This window comes from Herbaspirillum sp. (assembly GCF_017744395.1).
Taxonomy (GTDB): domain Bacteria; phylum Pseudomonadota; class Gammaproteobacteria; order Burkholderiales; family Burkholderiaceae_D; genus Herbaspirillum.
In genome coordinates this window covers 399873-423127 of the sequence record NZ_JAGIBI010000006.1, presented here as the reverse complement: position 1 = coordinate 423127, position 23255 = coordinate 399873, and the positions used below count along the sequence as shown (strand labels likewise).

At 55.3% G+C, this 23255-nt stretch carries 21 protein-coding genes and 2 tRNA genes; 11 read left to right on the top strand and 12 right to left on the bottom strand.

Features of this window, described 5'->3' with window-relative positions:
- Positions 1 to 68: 68 nt before the first annotated feature.
- The gene (locus tag J7548_RS16755) at positions 69 to 1664 is read left to right on the top strand and encodes a sensor domain-containing diguanylate cyclase (protein ID WP_290976572.1); all 1596 of its coding nucleotides are present in this window, start codon (positions 69 to 71) and stop codon (positions 1662 to 1664) included.
- A 55-nt stretch (positions 1665 to 1719) separates the two neighbouring features.
- On the opposite strand, the gene J7548_RS16750 is transcribed toward J7548_RS16755, so the two are convergent.
- Entirely contained in the window at positions 1720 to 2898 is a 1179-nt protein-coding gene (locus J7548_RS16750; protein WP_290976570.1) for an MFS transporter, read from the bottom strand.
- A 100-nt stretch (positions 2899 to 2998) separates the two neighbouring features.
- On the opposite strand from J7548_RS16750, the gene J7548_RS16745 reads away from it, so the two are divergent.
- The 4 genes from J7548_RS16745 to J7548_RS16730 all read left to right on the top strand — a co-directional run bounded on the left by J7548_RS16745 (position 2999) and on the right by J7548_RS16730 (position 5433).
- Positions 2999 to 3616, top strand: a complete 618-nt coding sequence (locus J7548_RS16745; protein WP_290976567.1) for a carboxymuconolactone decarboxylase family protein — start codon at positions 2999 to 3001, stop codon at positions 3614 to 3616.
- A gap of 430 nt (positions 3617 to 4046) precedes the next feature.
- Positions 4047 to 4307 carry a hypothetical protein gene (locus tag J7548_RS16740; RefSeq protein WP_290976564.1) on the top strand — a complete coding sequence of 87 codons (261 nt, stop codon included), beginning with the start codon at positions 4047 to 4049 and terminating at the stop codon, positions 4305 to 4307.
- 69 nt (positions 4308 to 4376) lie between these two features.
- Entirely contained in the window at positions 4377 to 4754 is a 378-nt protein-coding gene (locus J7548_RS16735; RefSeq protein WP_290976561.1) for a hypothetical protein, read from the top strand.
- 409 nt (positions 4755 to 5163) lie between these two features.
- Positions 5164 to 5433 carry a hypothetical protein gene (locus tag J7548_RS16730; RefSeq protein WP_290976558.1) on the top strand — a complete coding sequence of 90 codons (270 nt, stop codon included), beginning with the start codon at positions 5164 to 5166 and terminating at the stop codon, positions 5431 to 5433.
- Positions 5434 to 5492: 59 nt separating this feature from the next.
- Here J7548_RS16730 and J7548_RS16725 read toward each other — a convergent pair whose 3' ends face one another.
- The 4 genes from J7548_RS16725 to J7548_RS16710 all read right to left on the bottom strand — a co-directional run bounded on the left by J7548_RS16725 (position 5493) and on the right by J7548_RS16710 (position 8183).
- Positions 5493 to 6029 carry a hypothetical protein gene (locus J7548_RS16725; protein ID WP_290976555.1) on the bottom strand — a complete coding sequence of 179 codons (537 nt, stop codon included), beginning with the start codon at positions 6027 to 6029 and terminating at the stop codon, positions 5493 to 5495.
- A gap of 483 nt (positions 6030 to 6512) precedes the next feature.
- On the bottom strand, positions 6513 to 7205 hold the full coding sequence (locus J7548_RS16720) for a winged helix-turn-helix domain-containing protein (RefSeq protein ID WP_290976553.1): 693 nt from the start codon (positions 7203 to 7205) through the stop codon (positions 6513 to 6515).
- Positions 7206 to 7289: 84 nt separating this feature from the next.
- Complete coding sequence (locus J7548_RS16715; protein ID WP_290976550.1) at positions 7290 to 7844, bottom strand: DUF4755 domain-containing protein; 555 nt, start codon at positions 7842 to 7844, stop codon at positions 7290 to 7292.
- 9 nt (positions 7845 to 7853) lie between these two features.
- Positions 7854 to 8183: a hypothetical protein gene (locus J7548_RS16710; protein WP_290976546.1), complete on the bottom strand. Its 330-nt coding sequence runs from the start codon at positions 8181 to 8183 to the stop codon at positions 7854 to 7856.
- 99 nt (positions 8184 to 8282) lie between these two features.
- Here J7548_RS16710 and J7548_RS16705 point away from each other — a divergent pair, with 99 nt between their 5' ends.
- Positions 8283 to 8543 carry a helix-turn-helix transcriptional regulator gene (locus J7548_RS16705; RefSeq protein ID WP_290976543.1) on the top strand — a complete coding sequence of 87 codons (261 nt, stop codon included), beginning with the start codon at positions 8283 to 8285 and terminating at the stop codon, positions 8541 to 8543.
- Positions 8544 to 8629: 86 nt separating this feature from the next.
- Here J7548_RS16705 and J7548_RS16700 read toward each other — a convergent pair whose 3' ends face one another.
- The 4 genes from J7548_RS16700 to acs all read right to left on the bottom strand — a co-directional run bounded on the left by J7548_RS16700 (position 8630) and on the right by acs (position 13017).
- Entirely contained in the window at positions 8630 to 8917 is a 288-nt protein-coding gene (locus tag J7548_RS16700; RefSeq protein WP_290976541.1) for a hypothetical protein, read from the bottom strand.
- Positions 8918 to 9009: 92 nt separating this feature from the next.
- On the bottom strand, positions 9010 to 10515 hold the full coding sequence (locus J7548_RS16695; protein ID WP_290976539.1) for a phage integrase N-terminal SAM-like domain-containing protein: 1506 nt from the start codon (positions 10513 to 10515) through the stop codon (positions 9010 to 9012).
- 253 nt (positions 10516 to 10768) lie between these two features.
- Positions 10769 to 10859: transfer RNA gene (locus tag J7548_RS16690), tRNA-Ser, on the bottom strand.
- 175 nt (positions 10860 to 11034) lie between these two features.
- Positions 11035 to 13017, bottom strand: a complete 1983-nt coding sequence (gene acs, locus J7548_RS16685; protein WP_290976536.1) for an acetate--CoA ligase — start codon at positions 13015 to 13017, stop codon at positions 11035 to 11037.
- A 423-nt stretch (positions 13018 to 13440) separates the two neighbouring features.
- On the opposite strand from acs, the gene J7548_RS16680 reads away from it, so the two are divergent.
- The 4 genes from J7548_RS16680 to J7548_RS16665 all read left to right on the top strand — a co-directional run bounded on the left by J7548_RS16680 (position 13441) and on the right by J7548_RS16665 (position 17686).
- Positions 13441 to 14982 carry a fumarate hydratase gene (locus J7548_RS16680; RefSeq protein ID WP_290976533.1) on the top strand — a complete coding sequence of 514 codons (1542 nt, stop codon included), beginning with the start codon at positions 13441 to 13443 and terminating at the stop codon, positions 14980 to 14982.
- A 117-nt stretch (positions 14983 to 15099) separates the two neighbouring features.
- Positions 15100 to 15927 (top strand): glutamate racemase, encoded by an 828-nt coding sequence (gene murI, locus J7548_RS16675; protein WP_290976530.1) that lies wholly within the window; start codon positions 15100 to 15102, stop codon positions 15925 to 15927.
- A gap of 155 nt (positions 15928 to 16082) precedes the next feature.
- Positions 16083 to 16158, top strand: a tRNA-His gene (locus J7548_RS16670).
- 334 nt (positions 16159 to 16492) lie between these two features.
- Positions 16493 to 17686: a GGDEF domain-containing protein gene (locus J7548_RS16665; protein ID WP_290976528.1), complete on the top strand. Its 1194-nt coding sequence runs from the start codon at positions 16493 to 16495 to the stop codon at positions 17684 to 17686.
- 25 nt (positions 17687 to 17711) lie between these two features.
- Here J7548_RS16665 and J7548_RS16660 read toward each other — a convergent pair whose 3' ends face one another.
- Positions 17712 to 18698, bottom strand: a complete 987-nt coding sequence (locus J7548_RS16660) for a quinone oxidoreductase (RefSeq protein ID WP_290976525.1) — start codon at positions 18696 to 18698, stop codon at positions 17712 to 17714.
- Positions 18699 to 18782: 84 nt separating this feature from the next.
- Between J7548_RS16660 and J7548_RS16655 the strand changes: the two genes are divergently transcribed.
- Positions 18783 to 19682 carry a LysR family transcriptional regulator gene (locus J7548_RS16655; protein WP_290976523.1) on the top strand — a complete coding sequence of 300 codons (900 nt, stop codon included), beginning with the start codon at positions 18783 to 18785 and terminating at the stop codon, positions 19680 to 19682.
- Positions 19683 to 19720: 38 nt separating this feature from the next.
- Here J7548_RS16655 and J7548_RS16650 read toward each other — a convergent pair whose 3' ends face one another.
- Together J7548_RS16650 and J7548_RS16645 are read right to left on the bottom strand one after the other, a co-directional pair.
- Positions 19721 to 22348 (bottom strand): fimbria/pilus outer membrane usher protein, encoded by a 2628-nt coding sequence (locus tag J7548_RS16650; RefSeq protein ID WP_290976520.1) that lies wholly within the window; start codon positions 22346 to 22348, stop codon positions 19721 to 19723.
- 85 nt (positions 22349 to 22433) lie between these two features.
- On the bottom strand, positions 22434 to 23171 hold the full coding sequence (locus J7548_RS16645; protein WP_290976518.1) for a fimbria/pilus periplasmic chaperone: 738 nt from the start codon (positions 23169 to 23171) through the stop codon (positions 22434 to 22436).
- Positions 23172 to 23255 lie beyond the last annotated feature (84 nt).

The following is a 23255-nucleotide window of genomic DNA, read 5'->3' as shown; positions in this document are numbered from 1 at the left end:
TTCCCTCTTGTTTTACCCCATACACCACGCTATCCGCAAACCGTATCCTCCATCCGCTTGCTATTGCCTTGAACCAACAAATGCGCCGACTATTTTTTGCTACTCAACCGGGGGGAATTAAGAGTAATCTCAATTATCCTGAACAGATAAAAAAAACAGATAAAAATAAAAGCAAAGACACGGAGGCGAATATCAGAAAATTGCGGATACAGTTATTGGCGGCAGGCGCCATCGCGCTATTGATGCTGGCGGGCCTGAGCGCCGGCATGCTGTTCCAGAGCCACAGGCAAGCCTCATTGAGCGCGGGCGAAAACGCACGAAATATCACGCTGATGGCCGAACGCGCCATCCAGCGCAACATCGAGGTCATTTCGGCGGCGCTGGACAGGCTGGTGTTTCGCTACCAATATGCCCCCGACACCGCCCTCCCCCCTGCGCAACTGGCGGCCTACCTGTTCGGCAGCAACGTAAAGAACCTGATCTTCTCCGCGATACTGGACGCCAACGGCGCCCTGGTCTCGCAATCCCAATCCGGCGGACAGGAAATCACCGATGCCGCCGCCGGCAAGCGTTTCTTCCAGGTACACCGGGATGCGCCCGACGCCGGCCTGTTCATCTCCGCGCCGCTCGATGTCAAGCTTGGCCGCCCACGCCAGGCCATCGTCCTGTCCAAACGCCTGGCCCATCAGGACGGAAGCTTCGCCGGCGTCGCCTTGATGGCCCTGGACCTGGAATATTTCAGGGAAACCTTTGAAGACCTCGCGCTGAATGAGTACGGGTTCATTGCCCTCTTCTCGGAAGACGGCACCGTCTATATGCGCTACCCCTATTCCGCCTCCATGGTCGGCTACCGCTTCCAGGAAAACGCCAATATCGACAGGATAAAAGCGCATCCCGAAACGCAGCAAGGGAGCTTTTTCGCCACCTCCCCGAAGGACCATGTCGAACGCTTTTATACGTACCACCGCATTCCCAATACCAAGCTCATCGTCCTCTTGAGCTATTCGAAAGCATCCATCTATCGCCATTGGCGGGAAATGCTCCATACGATCCTGGCCCTGCTCATCTCGATCGTCATCGTCTACTACCTCCTGTACCGCAGCTTGAGGCGCGAACTGCATGCGCGGCTGGCAGTGGAGGAAAAGCTGTCCGAACTGGCGCAAAAGGATGCACTGACCGGCTTGCTCAACCGCAGAAGGCTCGACCAGATCCTCCAGGATCTCTGGCAAAGCAGCCACCGCAACGCCCACTCGGAGTTCTCCATCCTCTTCATCGATGTGGATTACTTCAAGTTCTACAACGACAGCTACGGCCACCAGGCAGGAGACAAGGTCCTCGTCAGCGTGGCCCAAACCATCACCCGCGCCTTGCCGCGGGCATCGGACCATGCGGCCAGGTATGGAGGCGAGGAATTCGTCGTGCTGCTGAGCCAGACCGGTTCCGACGGCGCACGGCTGGTCGCCGAACGGATACGGTCGGCGGTGGAACAACTGGCGATTCCCCACAACACCAGCCAGACCGGCATCGTGACCGTGAGCATCGGCGTCGCCACCCTGCGCGAGCATGCGCATACCCGCATAGAAGAACTGATCAAGGCGGCCGACAGCGCGCTGTACCGCGCCAAGGGCAACGGCAGGAACAACGTCCAGTTATCTGCCGCCTAGGCAGGTGAATAGCCCAGGTTGGCCGCGTAGCGGCCTTCGGGCGACAGATGCCCGGTTATTTCAAGCGCCCTTTGACCAAGAGTCCTGATAGCGCAACCACAGAAAATCCGGCTCCGGCCAAAAACGTCGAAGACGCCCCCAGCCGGTCCCATAGCAACCCGGCCACCGCGCTGGCAATCAGCATGGCCACACCGCTGACGAGGTTGAAAAAGCCATAGGCCGTCCCCCGGAGATCCGCCGGCGCCGTATCGGCGACCATGGTCGCCAGCAGGCCCTGGGTCATCCCCATATGAATGCCCCATAAGGCCACGCCGATACCCAGCGCCAGCCAATGGTCATTGAGGGCCAGCACCAGGTCGGCCGCGATCAACACGGCCAGCCCCAACGACAGCAGGGTCGCATGGTTCATCCGGTCGGAGAGTTTTCCGAATGGGTACGCCGATGCCGCATACACGATATTCATCGCGACCATGACCAATGGCACCAGGGCCACGGGAATACCGCTCTTCTGTGCCTTAAGGACCAGAAAAGCCTCGCTGAACCGCGCCAGCGTGAACACCGCGCCGATGGCGACCACCCACCAATAGCCGCGGCCAAGACGCCTGAGGTTGTCGCGGCGGATGGGATTGGCGCGCTTTTCGGCGCTTCGCCGGTCAGGCTCCCTGACCCCGGCTACGAGCAAGGCGACCGCAAGCATTCCGGGAATGACCGCGACCCAGAATACCGAACGGAAATCATCCGCCCATAGCAGCATCAACCCCACCGCCAGGAGCGGGCCGAGGAAAGCGCCGATGGTATCGAGCGCCTGGCGCAATCCAAACGCAGCCCCGCGGATTTCAGGCGGCGCGACATCCGCCACCAAGGCGTCGCGCGGAGCGCCCCGTATCCCTTTGCCGATCCGGTCCAGCAAACGCCCGGCGAGAATGAAGCCGGTCGTCGGCGCCATGGCAAAAATCGGTTTCGTGAGCGCGCCCAGGGCGTAGCCGAATATCGCCAGCCCCTTGCGCTTGCCGAGGTAGTCGCTCAATACCCCGGAGAAAACCTTGACGATCAGCGCGGTGGATTCCGCCAGCCCTTCGATGAGGCCGACTGCGAAAGCGCTTGCCCCCAATGTGCCGACCATGAACAGAGGCAGCAGGCTATGGATCATCTCCGAGGAAATATCCATCAGCATGCTGACGAAGCCCAGGACCCATACGCTTGCGGGAATTTTTCTCAATGTCGAAGCAGCCATGTTCATTGGAGTGGAACCACGAAACAGCATTGGAAATGGAGTAGCATCAGCCACTCATCAAAAAAGGATTGTTACAACCAATATTAAAGGAGACAACAGAATGAAAAACCTGCTGCTCGGTGCTGCAATCGCCGTTACCTTCCTCAACCAGGTTCACGCCACCGAACGTTTCCCCACCCTCTCCCCCAATCAATATAGCGCCGAGCAGCAAAAAGCGGCCGAAGAATTTTTGGCAGCACGCAAAGTCCCGGTTTTCGGCCCGTTTGAGCCATTGATGTACAGCCCCCAAGTAATGAGCCAGGCCCGCTCAATGGGGGACTACCTGCGCTACAACTCCGCCATCGGCAATACGCTGAGCGAGCTGGTGATCCTGATCACCGCCAGGGAATGGACACAAGACTATGAATGGTATGTGCATGCGCCTATTGCACTGAAGGCAGGGATCAAATCCGAGATCATCAATGCCATCGCCGATGGCCGCCGCCCGACGGGCATGAGCGAAGATGAAGAAATCGTTTACGATTTTTCCACCGAGCTGCACAAAAACAAGCGCGTTTCCGATCGCACCTTCGAACGGGCCGAGAAACGCTTTGGCAAGAAAGCCGTGATCGACCTGACCGGGATCAATGCCTATTACACCCTGCTGGCCATGCAGTTGAACATGGCGAATTACGCCTTGCCCAAGGACGGGAAAAAGCTTCCCCGTTTTCCTGAGTAGGAGCAGGTTTTCAAAATGCAGAAATAGGGATCCGCTCATCGCCGCGGAGGGCACAAAAGAAAAAAGCCCCGTTGAACGGGGCTTTTTGAACTACTGGCGGAGAGGGGGGGATACGCCTCCAACCAAATATAAACTCTTGATTAATAAAGAATTTTTCTTGCCAAACGTTACAGGTGATCCACTTTTTCATGGGACCCCTAGTTGTGACACCGTCATCCTGCTCACTCGGTGGGAGCATGTCAACAGGTAAGTGAAAAACAGGATTGAAACTGCTGGTAAGGATTAAACTGTCTTCTTGGTTCCACCGTAGGAACCAGACGAGACTGGTTCATTTTCACTACCGTGATTCAGCTAAGGCATTGTGGGAGTAACACTAGGTCAATCGGTCGCTTGATCTCGAAGTTTCGAGATCTCCAGCCGGAGAGAAGATATGGACTTAATCAATAATGACTCAATAAAACGATTTGTCTTTCAAGACCATTTCATCTATGTGATTTTCAAAGATGAAACGAACAAGCCAATTCCTCTCACCATTGAGAATATGAAATGGGTCAGTGAGTTTTCTAAATCAACAGGTACTAGTGTCAATGCCAACTACAACCGAATCAGCCCCAAGGACAGGATTCTTTGGAGAGAGATTCATGGATTGCCACCTGTAGAGGGATGGGATGAGAACACCGTCTTGGTGTGACCATGAAAGCACCAATTATTGACTTCTGTTTTTCATTTCGTATGTTGTTCTCAAAAAGGAGAACAGCACATGAAATGGTTACGAAGAATTTTTAACTGGTTGAAAAGGATATTTGGAATGGTAGATTTACCAATAATTAAAACAACCGGCCTGATTGATAAGAGAAAAGTACAATCAGCCGTAATGCTGAAAGATTCCAATGGCAGCTTTTATTTCATTCTCTCCATAGTGATTACAGATGGAGATAGCGAAACTGTCGTGGAAGATGTTTTTTCATATTCAGAGGAATTTCATCAGTGGTTAATCAATAGTGGAATTCCAATCAAAGACCTAACCGAATTTTTCTCATCCAATCCCAATAAGCACATAAAAATTTACACAGCCAACAACATTCCAGAAGATATAGTGATTAGTAAACATGTGTCCTTATTCAAGTTAAAAAAATAAGAAAACAAACCGAGTGCTAAAAATAATCCTGCCATTGAGCAGGATTTTTTTTGGCATTCGGAACAGGAGTTTGAGGATAAAGTCCTCAAGGTGTTGAAGTTGCTTTTGACTTTGGTTTTGTTTTTGGGTGTTATGTTTTTAGCCTCGCGGCAGCAGCGGGTGTGGGTGAAACCCACAATATTCAATCCAAGAATAGCCCAAAGGGATATACGTAGGATTGATTGACCTTGCTTGATCATCTTTTAATTGATTTTTTTGAATTTTCAAGGGGTTGGAGTAACGAAAAAACTTCTCTTAAATTTATTTCTTCTACATATATGTAGAAGAAAATTTAGCACCACCTCTGTGTTGACTTCTCAATGCCATCTGCTATTCGTCTACATATAAGAAGAATAAAAAAGGAATACATATGGCAAAGACTGGAAGACCCAAAAAATACCATGACCTAGTTCAATTCAATCTCTATATTGAACGAAGCGATTTAGAAATTTTACGAAGGACCGTTGATAAGTTAAATGAAAATCACAAGACAGATTCCTATACCTTGGCAACAGTCACAAGAGACATCCTATCTTCCAAAACCAAGGTTCTGGAAAAGTATTTGAATGATGCTGCTAAGGCTAAAGCATGGGCTGATCTCTTAGGGATACCAATTAAGAAAAATGAATCACACGATTGAATAGAGAACCAATCAAGCAATTTTCATAGTGCCTGATTGGGTTACTCTTCTCCTTTTTATTAATTATTTTTTCGTTTTGTTACTGAACCCAATTCATTCTTATAGATGCATAGGAAATTTTCCACTTCATGAGCATCCAGAATTTGCAGTTCTTTAGAAAGTTCCGCCATTGATACATAACTTCGCCTGCCATCAATATCAATTTTCTTAGCCCCCACTCTGGTACCTGCATGTAAGTAGACATGGATTGGTTCATGTTTTATTGCTACAGAAATTCTAAGTGCCGTGTCATATGTATAAAGCTCACCAAGACCAGATATTGCAGATGTGATCTGCTGAACAATCTTAAAAACTGCTTCAAAGGACTTTGTTTTTTCAAACTCGTCCTTTTTTTCCATAAGAAATTTCTTTGCCAGTTCAAGATTTTTACGTTTAAGACGCCGCTGATGTGAAAAACGTTTACCTCTAGAATCCTTCGCCAAGGCTGCATAATCCAGAGCAATATCAAAAGGGCGAGTACTAAAAAATGCAAGTTCCTCTCGTCCCTTAGGTCGATATATTTCAATAAACTCTCTGACCATTTCCTCCAATGTCATGAGCTTTCTTCCATGACGACAGCAAGATTTCTTTCGACTATTCTTTTGACAAATGGACATCCAGTTCTCCTATCGGTTAGATAAAATTTAGCATGGTCATTATGCCGCTGTTCCATTTTTTATTTCATAAAACCTCTAACGAGATTCTTCTTCTTTTGAGGAAGATTAATTAGTAGTTCGATGGATGTTTACTCATTCTGTATAAATAACTCTTAATCTATATGTAGTAAATGCTATATCTTCTTTGCCTCTTTCAGACATCTTTTTAATCAGACATGTCCGTCCCGATTTTTGGCATGGTCTGAAGCATTGATGTTCGTGTTTTTAGATGTAGTGCTGTCATTTTTTCTGGTATTAAAGTAGGTATTACACCTCCCAGCAAACCCAGTCTGGGTGTGGCTTTGAGTGGTATTAAAGTAGGTATTAAGCTCGATTTTTCTCTTGACTTGCGAATGTTTTCTTATAGGCGAAAAAAAAATCCCCTTATGGGGATCGTTCTTGATTGACTTGGATATATCCGTTTGTCGTTTCGTTATAAATTAGAATCTCTGGATGCCTTGCCTTCGTCAGAAAGCTAATCACATTTAATTCCTGGGCATCGGTTCTGGTGAGGATTTCACCATCAAATAAAAATTCCTCTTCTTGGCTGCCCTGGTAATTCTCTGGCACTACTGCTTTCCTCATTCTTTCCACCAGAATTTCCTTTTCATATTCTTTGAAGTCAGCAAAAAATGCTGTTTTTCTCTTCTTAAATCTATGAAATTGAAATTCCTGTGGGTGAGTAGCTACATACAACAACATGCCTTTAATGCTATCAATTTTCGGCATCTTGGGTGCCTCCAAGATTTGGAGCACTAGAGGGCTATGGCTGAATATCTGAATGTAATTTAACTCTTCAAGCTGTTTTAGATAGCGAGAGATATTTCCCTTGTAGATATTGAGTTGTTCTGCAAAGTCTGACTTACTGATTCTACTGAATACACCAACTAGACCATTCTTATAGGTGCAATAGCAAGTTAATCTCATTAGAATTTTTAGAGGAATGAGATTGTCTTTATCGGTCAATGTGAAAATGGCTTTTTTGCTGATGGTGCAGTAGTCCATTTCTGGTATTTCTATTCCCTCGTCCCTATTGACATCTGAATTATTTTTGCTTAAATCATTATTGTTAGTCATGGATTCTCCTTATTATTTTTCTAGACAATTTTTAATAAAGCAGAATGCCAAAAAAAATCAAGCCCCAGAAATGGGGCTTTGTTTTTAATCGTTTATCTCTTGCTGTAGGATTTCCATCCACTTGGCTAGAGTCTTTGCATCTTTGATTTTGATATGCCACTTAGGATGCTCCACATCCCTTGTGGAGATAAACAAGCCTGTCCCTTCTCTAGCTCTTCTAGACTCTTGGGCAACAACAGCCAATCCAGCTAAACCACCACCAGCAACCACACCCTGTTCATAAATTGAACTTCGCCACTCTCTGATTTGGCTGGGGTCATAGGCTTTGATAATTGCTCCATCACTCAGAATTATTTTTCCCTTGTTAGTGACGACAATTCCAGAGTTATTTTTATATTCTCTATATTTAATACCTCCTGAATCATTGGCGAGGTCTTCAATTTTCTTATGGTGGGCTTTTTCATACCGACCAACAGTTCTTTTCAAAAAGAATCGTGGTGCCCAAAAAACTAAGCCTACAACGACCATTGGAAGCCCTGGTTCTTTACCAATTGTGCAAAGTCCCACAACTATGCAGACCCATCCAATAAGCATAAAGGGAACGGATAGCATAGAAAGAAGCCTGATTAAAGTTTCCATCGCTGCTCCTTATTGAAGAGAAGGAAGTGGTTCCCCAGGCTTCACACACTTGGGCAGTGAAGCACCTGCAAAAGAACTCAACATGCCGCAGCGATAGGATTTGCCTTGCACATTGGCTGCATAGAAGATTTGGGTTCCATTAAAGCCATTGTCTTTTTTAATGTCAGTGACTTTGACAGCAGTTGCAGGCACTCCAAAAACCTTGGAGGTTGCTTGCTGAATGTCTTCATCACTAGAGGTTCCAATCCCCATTTTCTGAGCAACTACGGGAGCGAATGAGCAACCTCCCAATATCAAAGCAAGGGATACAGCCGTAGCTGTGATTCTGATTTTTTGCATTTTTTCCCAATCAAAAAATAATTGTCGTTATCAACGGCATGCCTCATATGTGAAGCAAACTCCGTAGATGCAAATATATCAGATGAGTAGCTTGATGGCATGTCCGCCAAGCCAAAGCCACCAACAGAACTTCCAGCCTCTGACGATCTCCGTGGAGTGCTGGCTTTTAATGTGCGGTTACTGAGGGTGGAGAAAGGCTGGTCACAGGAAACCCTAGCCTTGGAGTGTGGATTAGATAGGACTTATGTATCAGCCGTAGAACGGTCACGATGGAATGTCTCTCTGTCCAATATAGAGGCATTTGCTCATGCTCTTGAGGTGAAACCTTGGGTGCTTCTCAAGCCCCCGACTGTAAAATAGCAGTTAAATTCATATGACTTTGACTGCTAATACGAATAAAAAAAAAGCACCCGAAGGTGCTTAAGGCTGCTGGATACTAGGCAATCTTAATCAATAATGTAGTTGACACACATTTGGGCTGAATCTTGAATGTGTTGAATATCGGGACGATGGCGAAGTATTTCTAATACGAGATAAATCTGTCCTCTACTGGGAATGATTTCAGTAGCACTACGACACATCCAATCTTGCAAGACCTTGCACAACTCTTTTGGCGGTAAAGTCGCAACTTCCTTTCGAGTTGGCACCTTTATATTCTGATGCTTGTTCCCTTGGTGAATTTTGGCTTGCTGAATATTTGTAATTGGCACACCAAAATACTGATACGAATCCATGATTATCTCCAATTGATGCTATTTAATCCTATCACCATCTGAGAAACCGTTGAAGTAGAAGAGACGAAAAATAAAAAGGCTAGCTACTTACTTCACTTACCCTTCCTTGCTGCTCGTTCTTTCTTGACCTTCTCACGGTGCAACCATCGTGCAGTCAATGAGCATTCTTTAGCCAATATTTCTTCAAACTGACCTGCCTTGTATTGCAGCTTGGTGAAGTCAAGGAATGGATAGCTCAACTTGCTGGCTACTTCCTCCAGAAGATATGGAAGCCTATGCGGCTCTGAATAGATAGCAGAGTTCACAGTGTCATGCTCATGACCTACAAACTGGCAGCGATCTTCTTCTGCCACTTTGTTGTGTTTCAGGCAGATATTTGAAGTAGAACGGAATGAGTGGAAGCCTCTTTGGGGACCATTAATCTTCAGAAACTTCATATGCTTGCTCCACCTCTCACCTGTTCTGATAGACCAAGAACCAAATTGACCACAAATGAGGTATGGGAAAAGTTTTGTCCCATGCCTACTAGCATCCTTCACATAGTCCAAGAATCCACATTCAATCAAGGTTGGGTGAATAGGAATGAGCCTGATAGAAGCTGGTGCCTTAAGCTGCTTGTCGCCTTCATCATTGATTGAGACTGACCAGATACCGTCATATTCTTTGATGTCTGTAATATCAATCTGCGAAAGTTCTGAAACACGACCACCAGTAAACAGCCCCATCATTGGAAGCCAGAAGTCAGCGGGTTGTTTAGCCTTACTCAAAAGTTCAGGCTGGAAAACCTTCTTGAGTTCTTCTTCAGTAAATGGTTTGTAGCTCTTACTGGAGGCAGTCTTTTTTGCATCCAGTTTGGTGAAAACCTTGTGATTATGAGTCACCAATAGCTCTCCACTCGGAATTGCTCCAATGGATTGAGCCAGTTCAAACAAGCCACTGATAGCCGCCAAATATTTTTGGCTCACCGTCTTAGCTGCAAGACCACTAGCCAACAGGTCATCAATGTAGTCTGCAATATCTGCACGAGTGGCACTGCGAATGGGAATGTGCTTCTTGCTCTTCCTGAGTTCCAGCCAAGCTACAAACTTACGGTGATAGTTCCCATACTCATAGAGGGTCTTGGCTCTCAGCTTGTCTTTTTTACGAGCAGCAAACCTTGGCACCATTTCTTGAATGGTCATGCCTGCCTCTGGTGTAGGCGGCTCTGGTGCTGTTTGTGGTGCTGGGATAGGGGTAGGTGCCACCTGAACAGGTTTGGGACCTGCAATGAGTGCTGCAATGGCTTCTGGTGACAGGTTCAATGCTTTGAGAACATGAACTGCACGGTTCATGTCTTCGTCACTGTTGATATTACGAAGATTGAGTCCGCCAAGCTCAATGTCCAGATTACGAGTGTTTGGTGTTGTTGCTGGTGGGGTCAGTAGTTCATTAACTGCTGACAAGGACATGCCTGCTACATCTGCCAGTTGTTGGCGGTCAACACGGTGCAACAAATCCCAGAGGAAACCGCTATTGGGGTCTTGAGCAGCAATGCTTGTTGCCGTGTTGAGGTAATCCGAAGCCATATCCCTTTGTTGTTTCTGTTTGTGAGAAACCATTATCCCTGAAAGGCATTGGGCTTTGAAACGGGCTTCCTGTGGATTCTTGGTATGAAGGGACAGCCTCTTCTCTTTCCTGACTCCTCCAATGCTGAAGGTAAGACGGAAGTAGAAGACTCCATGTCTGGACTTGGTAAGGTGTGCTGGCAGGTGCAATTTAGGTGATCCACTAAAAAGTGGGACCCCTTGGTGTGACACCTGTTGCGAGTGGAAAAGAAAAAAGCCCTTGAATAATCAAGGGCTTATCTCATACTGGCGGAGAGGGGGGGATTCGAACCCCCGATAGGCTATTAACCTATACACGCTTTCCAGGCGTGCGACTTAAACCACTCATCCACCTCTCCTGGATTCGGGTTCGCGTTTTGCGAAGCCGCTGATTATAGCAAGATTTTTGGCGAATCCAAGGGCTTTCGGCGTATTTTTCCCGTCCGACCATGAAAAAAGCCGGCGAATCGGGCTGGAATGTTGCTTGCGCCCTGCTCCGCCGGCCTTCTTCGGCTTGCGACTACCTGGTCAAACTTATTGCGCTTCTTTCAACTGATCCAGGATGGCCGGGTTTTCCAGCGTCGAGACGTCCTGGGTGATGGCTTCGCCCTTGGCCAGCACGCGCAGCAGGCGGCGCATGATCTTGCCGGAGCGGGTCTTGGGCAAGTTGTCGCCGAAGCGGATTTCCTTGGGCTTGGCGATCGGGCCGATTTCCTTGGCGACCCAGTCGCGCAGCTCCTTGGCGATCTGCTTGGCTTCGTCGCCGGTCGGGCGCGGGCGCTTCAGCACCACGAAGGCACAGATCGATTCGCCGGTGGTTTCGTCCGGCTTGCCGACCACGGCGGCTTCGGCCACCAGGCTGTTGGCGACCAGGGCCGATTCGATTTCCATCGTGCCCATGCGGTGGCCAGAGACATTGAGCACGTCGTCGATGCGGCCGGTGATGGTGAAGTAGCCGGTTTCCTTGTTGCGCACCGCGCCGTCGCCGGCCAGGTAGATCTTGCCGCCCAGTTCCTCGGGGAAGTAGCTCTTCTTGAAACGCTCGGGGTCGTTCCAGATGGTGCGGATCATCGACGGCCAGGGGCGCTTGACGACCAGGATGCCGCCATTGCCGTTGGGCAGGTCGTTGCCGGTTTCATCCACGATGGCGGCGGTGATGCCCGGCAGCGGCAGCGTGCAGGAGCCCGGCACCTGGGGCGTGGCGCCCGGCAGCGGCGAGATCATGTGGCCGCCGGTTTCGGTCTGCCAGAAGGTGTCGACGATCGGGCATTTCTCGTTGCCGATGTTCTTGTAGTACCACATCCAGGCTTCCGGATTGATCGGCTCGCCCACCGAGCCGAGGATGCGCAGCGAGGACAGGTCGTATTGCTTGGGATGCACCTTCTCGTCGGCGTCGGCGGCCTTGATCAGCGAGCGGATCGCGGTCGGCGCGGTGTAGAAGATGGTGGCCTTGTGGCGCGCGACCATGTCCCAGAAACGGCCGGCGTTGGGATAGGTCGGGATGCCTTCGAACACGATCTGGGTGGCGCCCACGGCCAGCGGGCCGTAGGTGATGTAGGTATGGCCGGTGACCCAGCCGATGTCGGCGGTGCACCAGTAGACGTCGTCGGGCTTGATGTCGAAGGTCCACTTCATCGTCAGCACCGCCCACAGCAAGTAGCCGCCGGAGGAGTGCTGCACGCCCTTGGGCTTGCCGGTGGAGCCGGAGGTGTAGAGGATGAACAGCGGATGCTCGGCGTCCACCCATTCCGGTTCGCAGGCGTCGGACTGGTTGGCCAGCACGTCGTGCAGCCACAGGTCGCGTCCTTGCACCCAGTTGATCTCGGCGCCGGCGCGCTTGTAGACGACGACGTTCCTGATGCTGTCGCAGCCGCCCATGGCGAGCGCTTCGTCGACGATGGACTTGAGCGGCAGTTGCTTGCCGCCGCGCACCTGGTAGTCGGCGGTGATGACGGCCACGGCGCCGGCGTCGATCACGCGCTCTTGCAGCGACTTGGCGGAGAAGCCGCCGAACACCACCGAGTGGGTGGCGCCGATACGGGCACAGGCTTGCATCGCCGCCACGCCTTCGACCGACATCGGCATGTAGATGACCACGCGGTCGCCCTTCTTCACGCCCAGCGATTTCAGGCCGTTGGCGAACTGGCAGACCTTGCTGTGCAGCTCGCGGTAGGTGACGCGGGTGACCTTGGCGTCGTCGGCCTCGAAGATGATGGCGGTCTTGTCGGCGTTGCCGTTTTCGAGGTTGACGTCCAGGCAGTTGTAGGAGACGTTGAGCTGGCCGCCTTCAAACCATTTGTAGAACGGCGCGTTGGATTCGTCCAGGGTCTTGCTGAACGGCTTTTGCCATTTCAGGTTGTCGCGGGCCAGTTGCGCCCAGGTGCCCTCATAGTCGCGTTCGAATCGGGCGTTCAGGGCCTGGTACCCTTCCATGCCGGAAATGGCGGCGTGCTTCACCAGTTCGGCGGGCGGTGCGAATACGCGGTTCTCTTGCTTGAAAGTTTCGATGTCAGCCACGGTAGTCTCCACTAAGTAGTTTTTGCTTTCCGCAAAACATAGGCCGTTTCACTTACTCAGTCCTTACACAAACAGCAGTGTTCCCCTGCGGGAACGCCCGTGCGCAAGGCTTTGCGAGCGGCGGCGGCGGCTTTTTGCGGAATGTCCGAAGAATGCTCAAGGGCTTGCGCCCTGCAGCGCTCCCATTCAAGGAGACTGGAATCATGTCGATATGTTCACGACCTGGCCATTGTGGCACAGCCGCATGTTTCCCGCAGGTATTGCCCGGCTCGCATTGGCTGGCGCGATCTCTTGCGCCGCTGCGCGAATCGGCGCCCAAGGGCGTGTAGAATATGCCCCCATTCGCAGCAGATCCTCGACGCCGGCATGCCCGGCACGCGCACCGATCTCGCTCTCCCATTCCAAACCCAGAGAGAACCAGCCATGACCATCATCAAGCAAGACGATCTCATCGAGTCCGTAGCGGCCGCTCTGCAGTACATCAGCTACTACCACCCGGTGGACTACATCCAGCACCTGGCGCGCGCCTATGAGGCCGAACAGAACCCGGCTGCCAAGGATGCGATCGCGCAGATCCTGACCAACTCGCGCATGTGCGCCGAGGGCAAGCGTCCGATCTGCCAGGATACCGGCATCGTCAACGTGTTCCTGAAGGTGGGCATGGGCGTGCGCTTCGAAGGCTTCACCGGATCCATTACCGACGCCGTCAACGAAGGCGTGCGCCAGGGCTACATGCATCCGGACAACGTGCTGCGCGCCTCGATCGTGGCCGACCCGCAGTTCGAGCGCAAGAACACCAAGGACAACACCCCGGCCGTGATCCACATGGAACTGGTGCCGGGCAACACCGTCGACGTGCGCATCGCCGCCAAGGGCGGCGGTTCGGAAAACAAGACCAAGTTCGTCATGCTCAACCCGTCCGACAACCTGGTGGACTGGGTGCTCAAGACCGTGCCGACCATGGGCGCCGGCTGGTGCCCGCCGGGCATGCTGGGCATCGGCATCGGCGGCACCGCCGAGAAGGCCATGCTGATGGCCAAGGAAGTGCTGATGGACGACATCGACATGTACGAGCTGAAGAAGCGCGGCCCGAACAACAAGACCGAAGAGCTGCGCATCGAGCTGTGCGACAAGGTCAACGCACTGGGCATCGGCGCGCAAGGCCTGGGCGGCCTGACCACCGTGCTGGACGTGAAGATCATGATGCACCCGACGCACGCCGCCTCCAAGCCGGTCGCCATGATCCCCAACTGTGCCGCCACCCGCCACGGCCACTTCGTGCTGGACGGCTCGGGCCCGGCCTACATGGAACCGCCGTCGCTGTCGGAATGGCCGGAAGTGCACTGGGTGCCGGATACCGAGAAGTCCAAGCGCGTCAACCTCGACACGCTGACCAAGGAAGAAGTCGCCTCGTGGAAGCCGGGCCAGACCCTGCTCCTGAACGGCAAGATGCTGACCGGCCGCGACGCCGCGCACAAGCGCATCCAGGACATGCTGGCCAAGGGCGAGAAGCTGCCGGTGGACTTCACCAACCGCGTGATCTACTACGTCGGCCCGGTCGATCCGGTGCGCGACGAAGTGGTCGGCCCGGCCGGCCCCACCACCGCTACCCGCATGGACAAGTTCACCGACATGATGCTGGAGCAGACCGGCCTGATCTCCATGATCGGCAAGTCCGAGCGCGGCCCCGCCGCGATCGAGGCGATCAAGAAGCACAAGTCGGCCTACCTGATGGCGGTGGGCGGCTCGGCCTACCTGGTCTCCAAGGCGATCAAGTCGGCCAAGGTGCTGGGCTTCGCCGACCTGGGCATGGAAGCGATCTACGAGTTCGAGGTCAAGGACATGCCGGTGACGGTGGCGGTCGACGCCAACGGCATCTCGGTGCACAACACCGGCCCCGCCGAGTGGAAGGAAAAGATCGCTCAGAGCGTGGCGCTCTCGAAGATTCCCGTCACCACTGCCTGATCAGTCCATCATTAACAGCACCACCGCGAACTACCCGTCATCCGCAGGAGAAACCGAAGCGCTATGCCGCAACACCGTTCTGACGCTTCTCCCGCGATGACGTCCGCAGTTCCATCAATGCCGATGACAGCCGACGCTGCCATCGGCATTTTCGATTCCGGCATCGGCGGCCTGTCCGTGCTGCGCCACATCCACGCCGCCCTGCCCCGCGAAACGCTGCTGTATTTCGCCGACTCCGGCTATGCGCCCTACGGCGACAAGACGGAGGCCGAAATCGTCGACCGCTCACTGGCGGTCGCCTCGTTCCTGCTGACGCAAGGCATCAAGGCCCTGGTGGTCGCCTGCAACACCGCCACCGCTGCGGCCATCCAGGCGATACGCGAACGCTGGCCGGAATTGCTGGTGGTGGGCATCGAACCGGGACTCAAACCGGCAGCCCAGCAGACAACCAGCGGCACGGTAGGGGTATTGGCCACCCGCAGCACGCTGGCCAGCCAGCGCTTTGCCTTGTTGCGCGAACAGATGGAAAGCCAATACCAGGTACGTTTTGTGCCGCAGGCCTGCGTCGGCCTGGTCGAGCTAATCGAGAAAGGCGAACTGTATTCGCCCGCGACGGTGGCCTTGCTGGAACGCTACCTGGTGCCGCTGCTTGAGCAAGGCGCCGACACGCTGGTACTGGGCTGCACCCATTACCCGTTCGTCCGCGAAGCCATCGACGGCATCTGCCGCCGGCTGGCCGGCCGGCCATGCGCGATCGTCGATACCGGCGAAGCGGTGACGCGGCAGTTGCTGCGGCTGCTGCAGGCGCGCAGCCTGCGCCGCGAGTCGGGGCCGGGATCATTGACAGGCTATACCACCGCCAGCCGCTCCACGCTGGAAAATGCCTTCGCCACGCTGCTGGACCTGCGCCCGGAAGTGCTTGCGTTGGGACAGCAGCAGGCCTGAATCCCCGGTATCAGTGGCCGGAGCCGGCCCCGTTTTACCTGAGCAGAGTTTTTTTGAAGAAATCAGGAATATAGTTGCTATCCCTTCCAAGGCTTTGTATAATCGCTAGCTTCGCTGATGAACAGTAGTTCTTCTTTGACATCAGTGCATCAGTGGTGGCTGTAGCTCAGTTGGTAGAGTCCAGGATTGTGATTCCTGTCGTCGTGGGTTCGAGTCCCATCAGCCACCCCAAAAGTTTCCATTTAAATTCAGGCGCTTATGCGCCTGTTTTTATTTCTGGGGAATAAATCCGGAAGCATCCGATGCTGCTGGCACCATCTCCAGCCTCTCTATCTCCCCCACCCGGCCGCTTCGCACCGATACATACAAGCATTTCAATCCGACACTCCAATTGCCGCGTGCAACATGCGGACACTAAAAAATACAGCCAGCGGCAAAAGGCTCCGCACATTGAATTTTCTCGTTATCTTGCTATAAGATTAACTCAGAGGGAATCGATTGGACTGAGGGGTCTGCGATGCAGCCGCAATACAAAAGCAGTATGCCGATATAAGGATGCTAGCTTATGTACTTGCTAGATCCACGCACGACCGTATTAATCGGGGGCATCACTTCAGGCCTGATGGCTTTCGTGTTGACCATGCTCACGCGCGCGGCTCCGCTCCCGGTTCCGGGTATGCGAACCTGGGCGATCGGAGCATGGCTGGTTTTCGTCGCCTTGATATTGCTTGGATTGCGCGACTGGATCACTCCGCTGGCATCGGTCACCCTGGGCAACACCGCCCTGATACTCGCTTCCATCGTCTGGCTTGCAGGGACCCGGCAACACTTTTCCAGCCCCATGCGCTGGACCTATTGGCTGGTGGCGCTGGTTCTGGCCGCACTTGCGCTCACATGGTTCGTTTATGGCGAGAAGAGTTTTCGTGTCCGGCTAGTCATCGTCGCCGGTCTTTCCGCGTACATCAATATCTGCCATGCGCTGGTATTGCTGCGGACGCATCGATCCGAGCACTCCCGCAAAGGGATAGGCGTGACATTGACCGCCTCCTGGCTGGCAGTGTTGGGACTGGTGTACTTTCTCAGGATGCTGCATGCATCCGTTCTTTCCCAGGGCGACATCGGACTGTTGACGCAAGACATCGTCCAGATCGTCTACACCGGTAGCTTCACCATCTGCGATCTCATGCTGGTGATCGGATTTGCCACGATGGCGTCGGACTATGTGCGCGCAATGGTGGAAGAGCAGGCGATGCGTGATCCCTTGACCGGCATCTTCAACCGCCAGGCCCTGGTCAAATACCTGGAGCGCGAGCTCGCTCAAGGCATACGCGGCAACCATGCATTTAGCGTTGTCATGCTGGATGTGGACCATTTTAAAAAAATCAATGACAAATATGGGCATCCTGTCGGGGATCAGGTCCTGATCCAGCTGTGCCGGCGATTGGAAAGCCTGATACGCCCATACGATGTGCTCGCGCGTTACGGCGGCGAGGAATTCTTTATCGTGATGCCGGGAACCCCTCTTCCTGCCGCCTTGCTGGCCGCGCAGCGGATTCTGGTCGATGCGGTCCGGGTGAGCAATTCCTCCTTGCCGGATTTCACGATCAGCATGGGCGTCGCCGAGTGGCGGCCAACAGACGTATCGATTGCCGCGTTGATTTCCCGAGCGGATATTGCGCTCTATCAGGCAAAAGAAAATGGGCGGAACAGGATTGAAACCTCCGGCATGTGCGTAGAGGAAACCGCCGCGGCGGGCTAATCCGGTTCGCCCTTTTTCCGCGGAATCAAGGCCGCAGCAACAAAGAACCGACCGTTTCTCCCGCTTCGAGAAGACGATGCGCCTCCGCCGCGGCCGATAAGGGCAACTCTTTTCCCACCGTAATGCGCAGCCCGGCCTCCAGATGGGCCAGCGTGGCCGCTGCGCCTTCCCTATAACGCTCCAGATCCGACATGAAACGAAACACGCTCGGGCGCGCCAGTGCGATGGATCGCGCCGGCCCCAGCAGGTTGATATCGATCGGCGCAATCGTTCCCGCCACCTGGCCGGTGCTGGCCAACATGCCATAAGGCCGTACGGTATCGAACGTGCGCAGCAGGGTATCCCCGCCGATGCCGTCGATAGCGAATGCAACACCCGTGCCATCGGTGAAGTCCTTTACCGCGGCGACAAAATCTTCTTCGCGATAGAGCACCGCGCGATCCAGCCCGTGCGCCAGGGCCAACTCTGCCTTGGCGCGACTGCCGACAGTGCCGATCACGCGAGCGCCGAGCGACTTCGCCCATTGCACCAGCACCAGCCCCAGGCCGCCTGCCGCGGCATGGATCAGCACCGTATCGCCGGCGGCAATGCGATGCACGTAGCTAAATAGCATGTGCGCCGTCATGCCACGCAGCATTGCGCCGGCTGCAACTTCCGAGGAAACCGTCTCCGGCAAGGGAATCAGGCATCCGGCCGGCAGATCGCGGCGCGATGCGTAACTTCCCGCCGGCAGGCCGGCATAGGCCACGCGCTGCCCGACCGATAATGTGCCGACCTCATCGCCCACCGCTTCGACGATGCCTGCGCCTTCTACGCCAAGCGCCGACGGCAGCGACGGTAACGGATAAAGCCCGGTGCGATGGTAGATGTCGACGAAGTTGACGCCGATCGCGAGATTGCGAACGCGCACTGCTGTCGGCGCCAGCGGCGGCAACTCGACTGTTTCCAGTTGCAGGGCTGCGGCATCCCCGTAGGCGTGAATGCGGACTTGTTGGGCTGAGCTTGGATTCATGGCGATCTCCGTGGCGTTAAACATTGCACAGCCAGATTAACCAGTGCAAAATCATTTGAATATCTCAATTCATTGGCAACATCTGTGCAAAAATTCGCAGACAAATCTCCCGACGAATCCGAGTCCCTACGCTGGGATGACGTGCGCTACTTCCTGGAATTGGCGCGTCAGGGCAGCCTGTCGGCCGCCGCCCGCGTGCTGGGGGTGGAACATTCCACCGTGGCGCGGCGTGTGGCCGCCCTGGAAGGGAGGATCGGAATACGCTTGTTCGACCGCTTGCCCAAGAGCTGGTCGCTTACCCGCGAAGGCGAGGAATTGCTGGAACATGCCGCACGCATCGAGGAAGAGGCTTTCGCCTTCAGCCGAGCAACGCTGGGCGTGGCAGCGTTGCGCGGGACGGTGCGGTTGTCGGCGCCGCCAGCTTTCTCCAGCCATTTCATCGTCCCGCGCCTGGGCGCATTGCGCCGCCGCTGGCCCGGCATCATGCTGGAGGTGATCGGCGAAGCGCGCGAGGCCAACCTGTTCCGGCGTGAGGCCGACCTGGCATTGCGCCTGGAACGGCCTCGCGCACCGGGCGTCGCCGCGCGCCTGGTCGGGAAAATGGGCTACGGATTGTATGCGACACGGGATTGGATAAAACGTCCGCCGGACGCCTGGGAATTCATCGGCTACGACGACAACCTGCGCCACACGCCGCAGCAGCAATGGCTGGAGAAGGTCGCCGCCGGGCGTGTTTTCGCGCTGCGCGCCAATGACCTGGCCGCCTTGCACCAGGGCTGCCGCGCCGGCCTGGGCATTGCGGCGCTGCCTCATTTCCTGGCACGGACCGATGCGACGCTACTGGCGCTCGAATCGGATATACCGGCGCCGAGCCGCAACCTGTGGCTGGCGCTTCTTCCCGACGTGCGGCGTTCGCCGCGCGTCAAGGCCATCGCCGAAGAGCTCGCTGCGCTGGTGCAGGAGAATGCGGCCTTGCTGGATTGAAGGCCGCAGCGATGTGAACGCGATCCTGGCGCCCCGCTTCATTGCAATCGGATCTCTCCCTTATCGGTGGTTTTTCCCAGCACGCCTGACGCGCTTTCCTGCCCCACTATCTCCGCCGGCGTTTCGCAAATGGCGCGCAATTGGTCGAAACCGGTTTCCTGACGCTTGCCGTCCCGCGGCTGCAGCGCATACGGGATCTGGCATTGCGCATTACGCTCGCCGCCCCAGCGGATGCTCAGGCGGCCGCTGTCGTTCTGGGTGCGGACGAAGACCGTGCCGCCTTGCCCCACCATCCCCAGCGCATTGCCCTGCTCATCGAGTACGTCCGCGCCGAAAGGCAGGGCTTCGCCGTTGCTGCGATAGGCGTTGATCAGCAATGAACGGCCGCTGACGGTTTCGTACTTCAGCAGCACCACGGCGCCGGCCACCGGCGCCACCCGCAGGCTGGTGGCCTTCATCTCGACGTCGGTGGAAGTGCCCTTGGGATCGAGCACGATTTCGTTATTGCGGAAAGGCGTCATGTGCGGCACCACCGCCTGCCCATCGCCGTTGAGGCGTACCCCGGCCGAATTGACGGCCGCGCCGGCGGCGCCATCGGCTTGCACGATGGCGATGGTGTCGCCCAGGTTCTGCGCCAGCAGGATGCCGTCCGCGTGCGCGACGATGCCGCCCGATACCGTTGCCGACATCTGGCGGCGGCCACCGCCGGTGTAGCTGTAGCTGCCGCCGACATCGGCGAACGGCGCGCGGTACTGGCCGTTGGCTGAAACCGATGAACTGCCCGTGCTGCGGTCGGCCGTTACCCCATACGAGAAATTGTTGTCCGCTCCGGCAGTGCCATACAGCGTGCTCTGGACGGTGTTGCCGCTGCGCTGGTCGCGTGTCGCGTCCATTCTCATCGAGGGCGAATTGGCTTCCCTGCCCAATGGCATCGACAGCGTGAACATGTACTGCGTGCCTGTGCGGCCGGTCGCCAGATCCCGCTGGCGATGCGCCGAGATGGTGTAGGACATGTTCTTCCAGCGGTTGTTGTAGCCGGAGCTGAAAGTCGTCCCCATGCCGCTGCGGTTCCAGTAATCCTGCGACGTGCCGGTTACAAAGAACGTGCCGCCCCGCTCGCCCAGCGACTGCGAGATGGAAAATTGCAATTGGTTGCGCGTACGCTCCACCAGGCTGAGGCTACCGCTTTTTCCAGCCGCTATCGACTTCATCTCCTGAAGCTCTTGCAGGCGCAGGTAACCGCTGCTGGAATAGCGGAATGCCGCCAGCGCGATGTTGGTGCCGGTCTGCTCCAGGTTTTTGTTGTAATCGAGTTTCAGGCTCTGGCCGGTGCGCGTTTCGCCCTCGGAGATGCGGGCATGCGCACGGGTCAGGTTCAGGGCCACCGCGCCCAGCGGCGTGCTGACGGCGCCGCCGCCCACGACAGCCAGGTAGTCGCGCGCCAGGATCGCCCCGCCCGACAGGGTCAGCCAATTGTCCACGCCGCGCTCATACGTTCCCTGCACGAAGCCGGCTGTGGCGGTGCCCGCATCGTAACTGCGTGTACGGCCGGCCGTAACGCTGTAGCGGTGGGTGCCCGGGCGCAGCAGCTGCGCCACCGACGCGTAAGGCACGTCGAAACTGCTGGAGCTGCCGTCGGCCTCGGTCACGATCACGTTCAGGTTGCCGCCGAATCCGGTCGGATACAGGTCATCGATCTCGAAGCGCCCCGGCGCCACGGTGGTCTCATAGATGATGTTGCCGTTCTGGCGGACCTGGACCCTGGCATTGCTGCGGGCGATGCCGCGCACCACCGGCGCATAGCCGCTCTGCGAATCGGGCAGCATGCGCGGGTCGGAGGAAAGCTGCACGCCGCGGTAGGCGAAACTGTCGAAGAGCTGCCCCGATGTCGCGGAATCGCCGACGGTGAGCAGGCCGCTGAGCGGAACGATACTGCGCTGCGCGTAGCTGCTGATGGTCTGGACGCGGGTCTGCCCGTCGGACTGGCGGGTGACGGCGGAAGTATTGCGGAAACGCCAGTCGCCCAGATTGATGCCGCTATTAAGGTTGAGGTAGTAAGAGGTGTCGCTGCGGCCGCCCCCGGTGGTGCTGAACGTGTTGAAGTGATAGCCCAGCATGGCCGCGTTGACGCCCTTGTCCCACAATTCGGGACTGACATAGCCGCGCGCGGAACGGCGCAGCGCAGCCTGCGGAAGCGAGGCGTTGATGCGCAGGTCCGCGCTGTCGAATCCGGCCACGGCATCCGGCACGACATCGTCCAGGCGCAGGCAGCTTTCCGCGCCCGCCTCCAGTACCGCCGCGCGCGCCTCGGCGGACAGCTTGTCAAAGTCGATTCCCATCGCCTCCAGCAGGCTGCGCGAGAAACACGGGCTGGCCGAATCCGTTCCTTGCTCGGCGCGGAAAACCACATCCTGACGGCCGATCCAGCTGTCGTTGACGTAAATATCGACCCGGTACACCCCCGCCGGCAGCGGATTGGCCTGGCTGAAGCGGCTGACGTCGATCTGCGCATCACCGCTGCCGCGGAAGAAATCCGCTCCGAACTCGACCTGGGCCAGATGGGTCTTCTTCTCCGCATTCGCCGAAACGGCCGGGAGCATGGCCGCCACGCCCAGCATGGCGATGCCCAGCCGCTTCATTCGTCCGGTGACGGATTGCGTCTTCATTTCTTTTTCTTGTCGGAAGTGATGGTTCGGATACCGTTCAAAAGCCGATGCGCGCAAAGGTGCGAAGGGATGCGGCTTGTCCGCTTCAATCAGGAAGTTCGGTTTGCTTTTCGACAGAACCGCCGTAGTCGTTCAGATAGGTGTAACGCACCGTGAACTTGCCCGCCGGCGGCGCCTTCATGTCTTTGAGCTTGAATTCCGCTCCCTTGCCAGGCTCGGCCATGCCGCCCTCCTCGCTTTCGTACAAGGCCTTGCCGTCAGCGCCGGCCAGGGCGAGGCCGATCAGGTTGATGTGGTAAGGCGTGGGATTGTCCAGGCGTACCGCGTAGCCGCCATCGGCATCGCGCTTGAGGCTCCATTGCAGGCGTTCGAAGGCGTCTTCGATCTGCCGCGCCGAGTTCAGCGCCTTGGGGCGGAAGAACACTTTGATGCGGGTGCGGAAAGCCATCTGCATGTAGTTCATCCCGGAATCCGCATTGGGCTTGGGGGCCACTTCCAGCAAGTTGAACCAGAACAGCGACTCGCGATCCTGCGGCAACGGCGTGCCGTTGTAGAGCATACGCACGGTCTGCCCCTTGGCCGGGTCCATGCGAAACATCGGTGGCGTCAGGACGAACGGCGTGCTGATCTTGTCGGGCGATGCGTTCGGATCGCCATCGTCCATCCAGACCTGGATCAGGCCTGGCTCCTTTCCCTCGTTGGTCAGGCGCACCGTCATTTCGCGTTCGTCGGAGGGGAATACGACCCGGGTTCCGCTGATGATGACCGATGCTTGCGCACCTGCCGCCGCTCCCAGCAGCGCCAGGCATACAAACTTGTGCATTGTTTTTTTCATTTCCCTCTCCCTGGTAAAAGAAAAAATCCTCCACCAAGCGCAATAGCGCGGGCAGTCATGCGGATGGCGTTT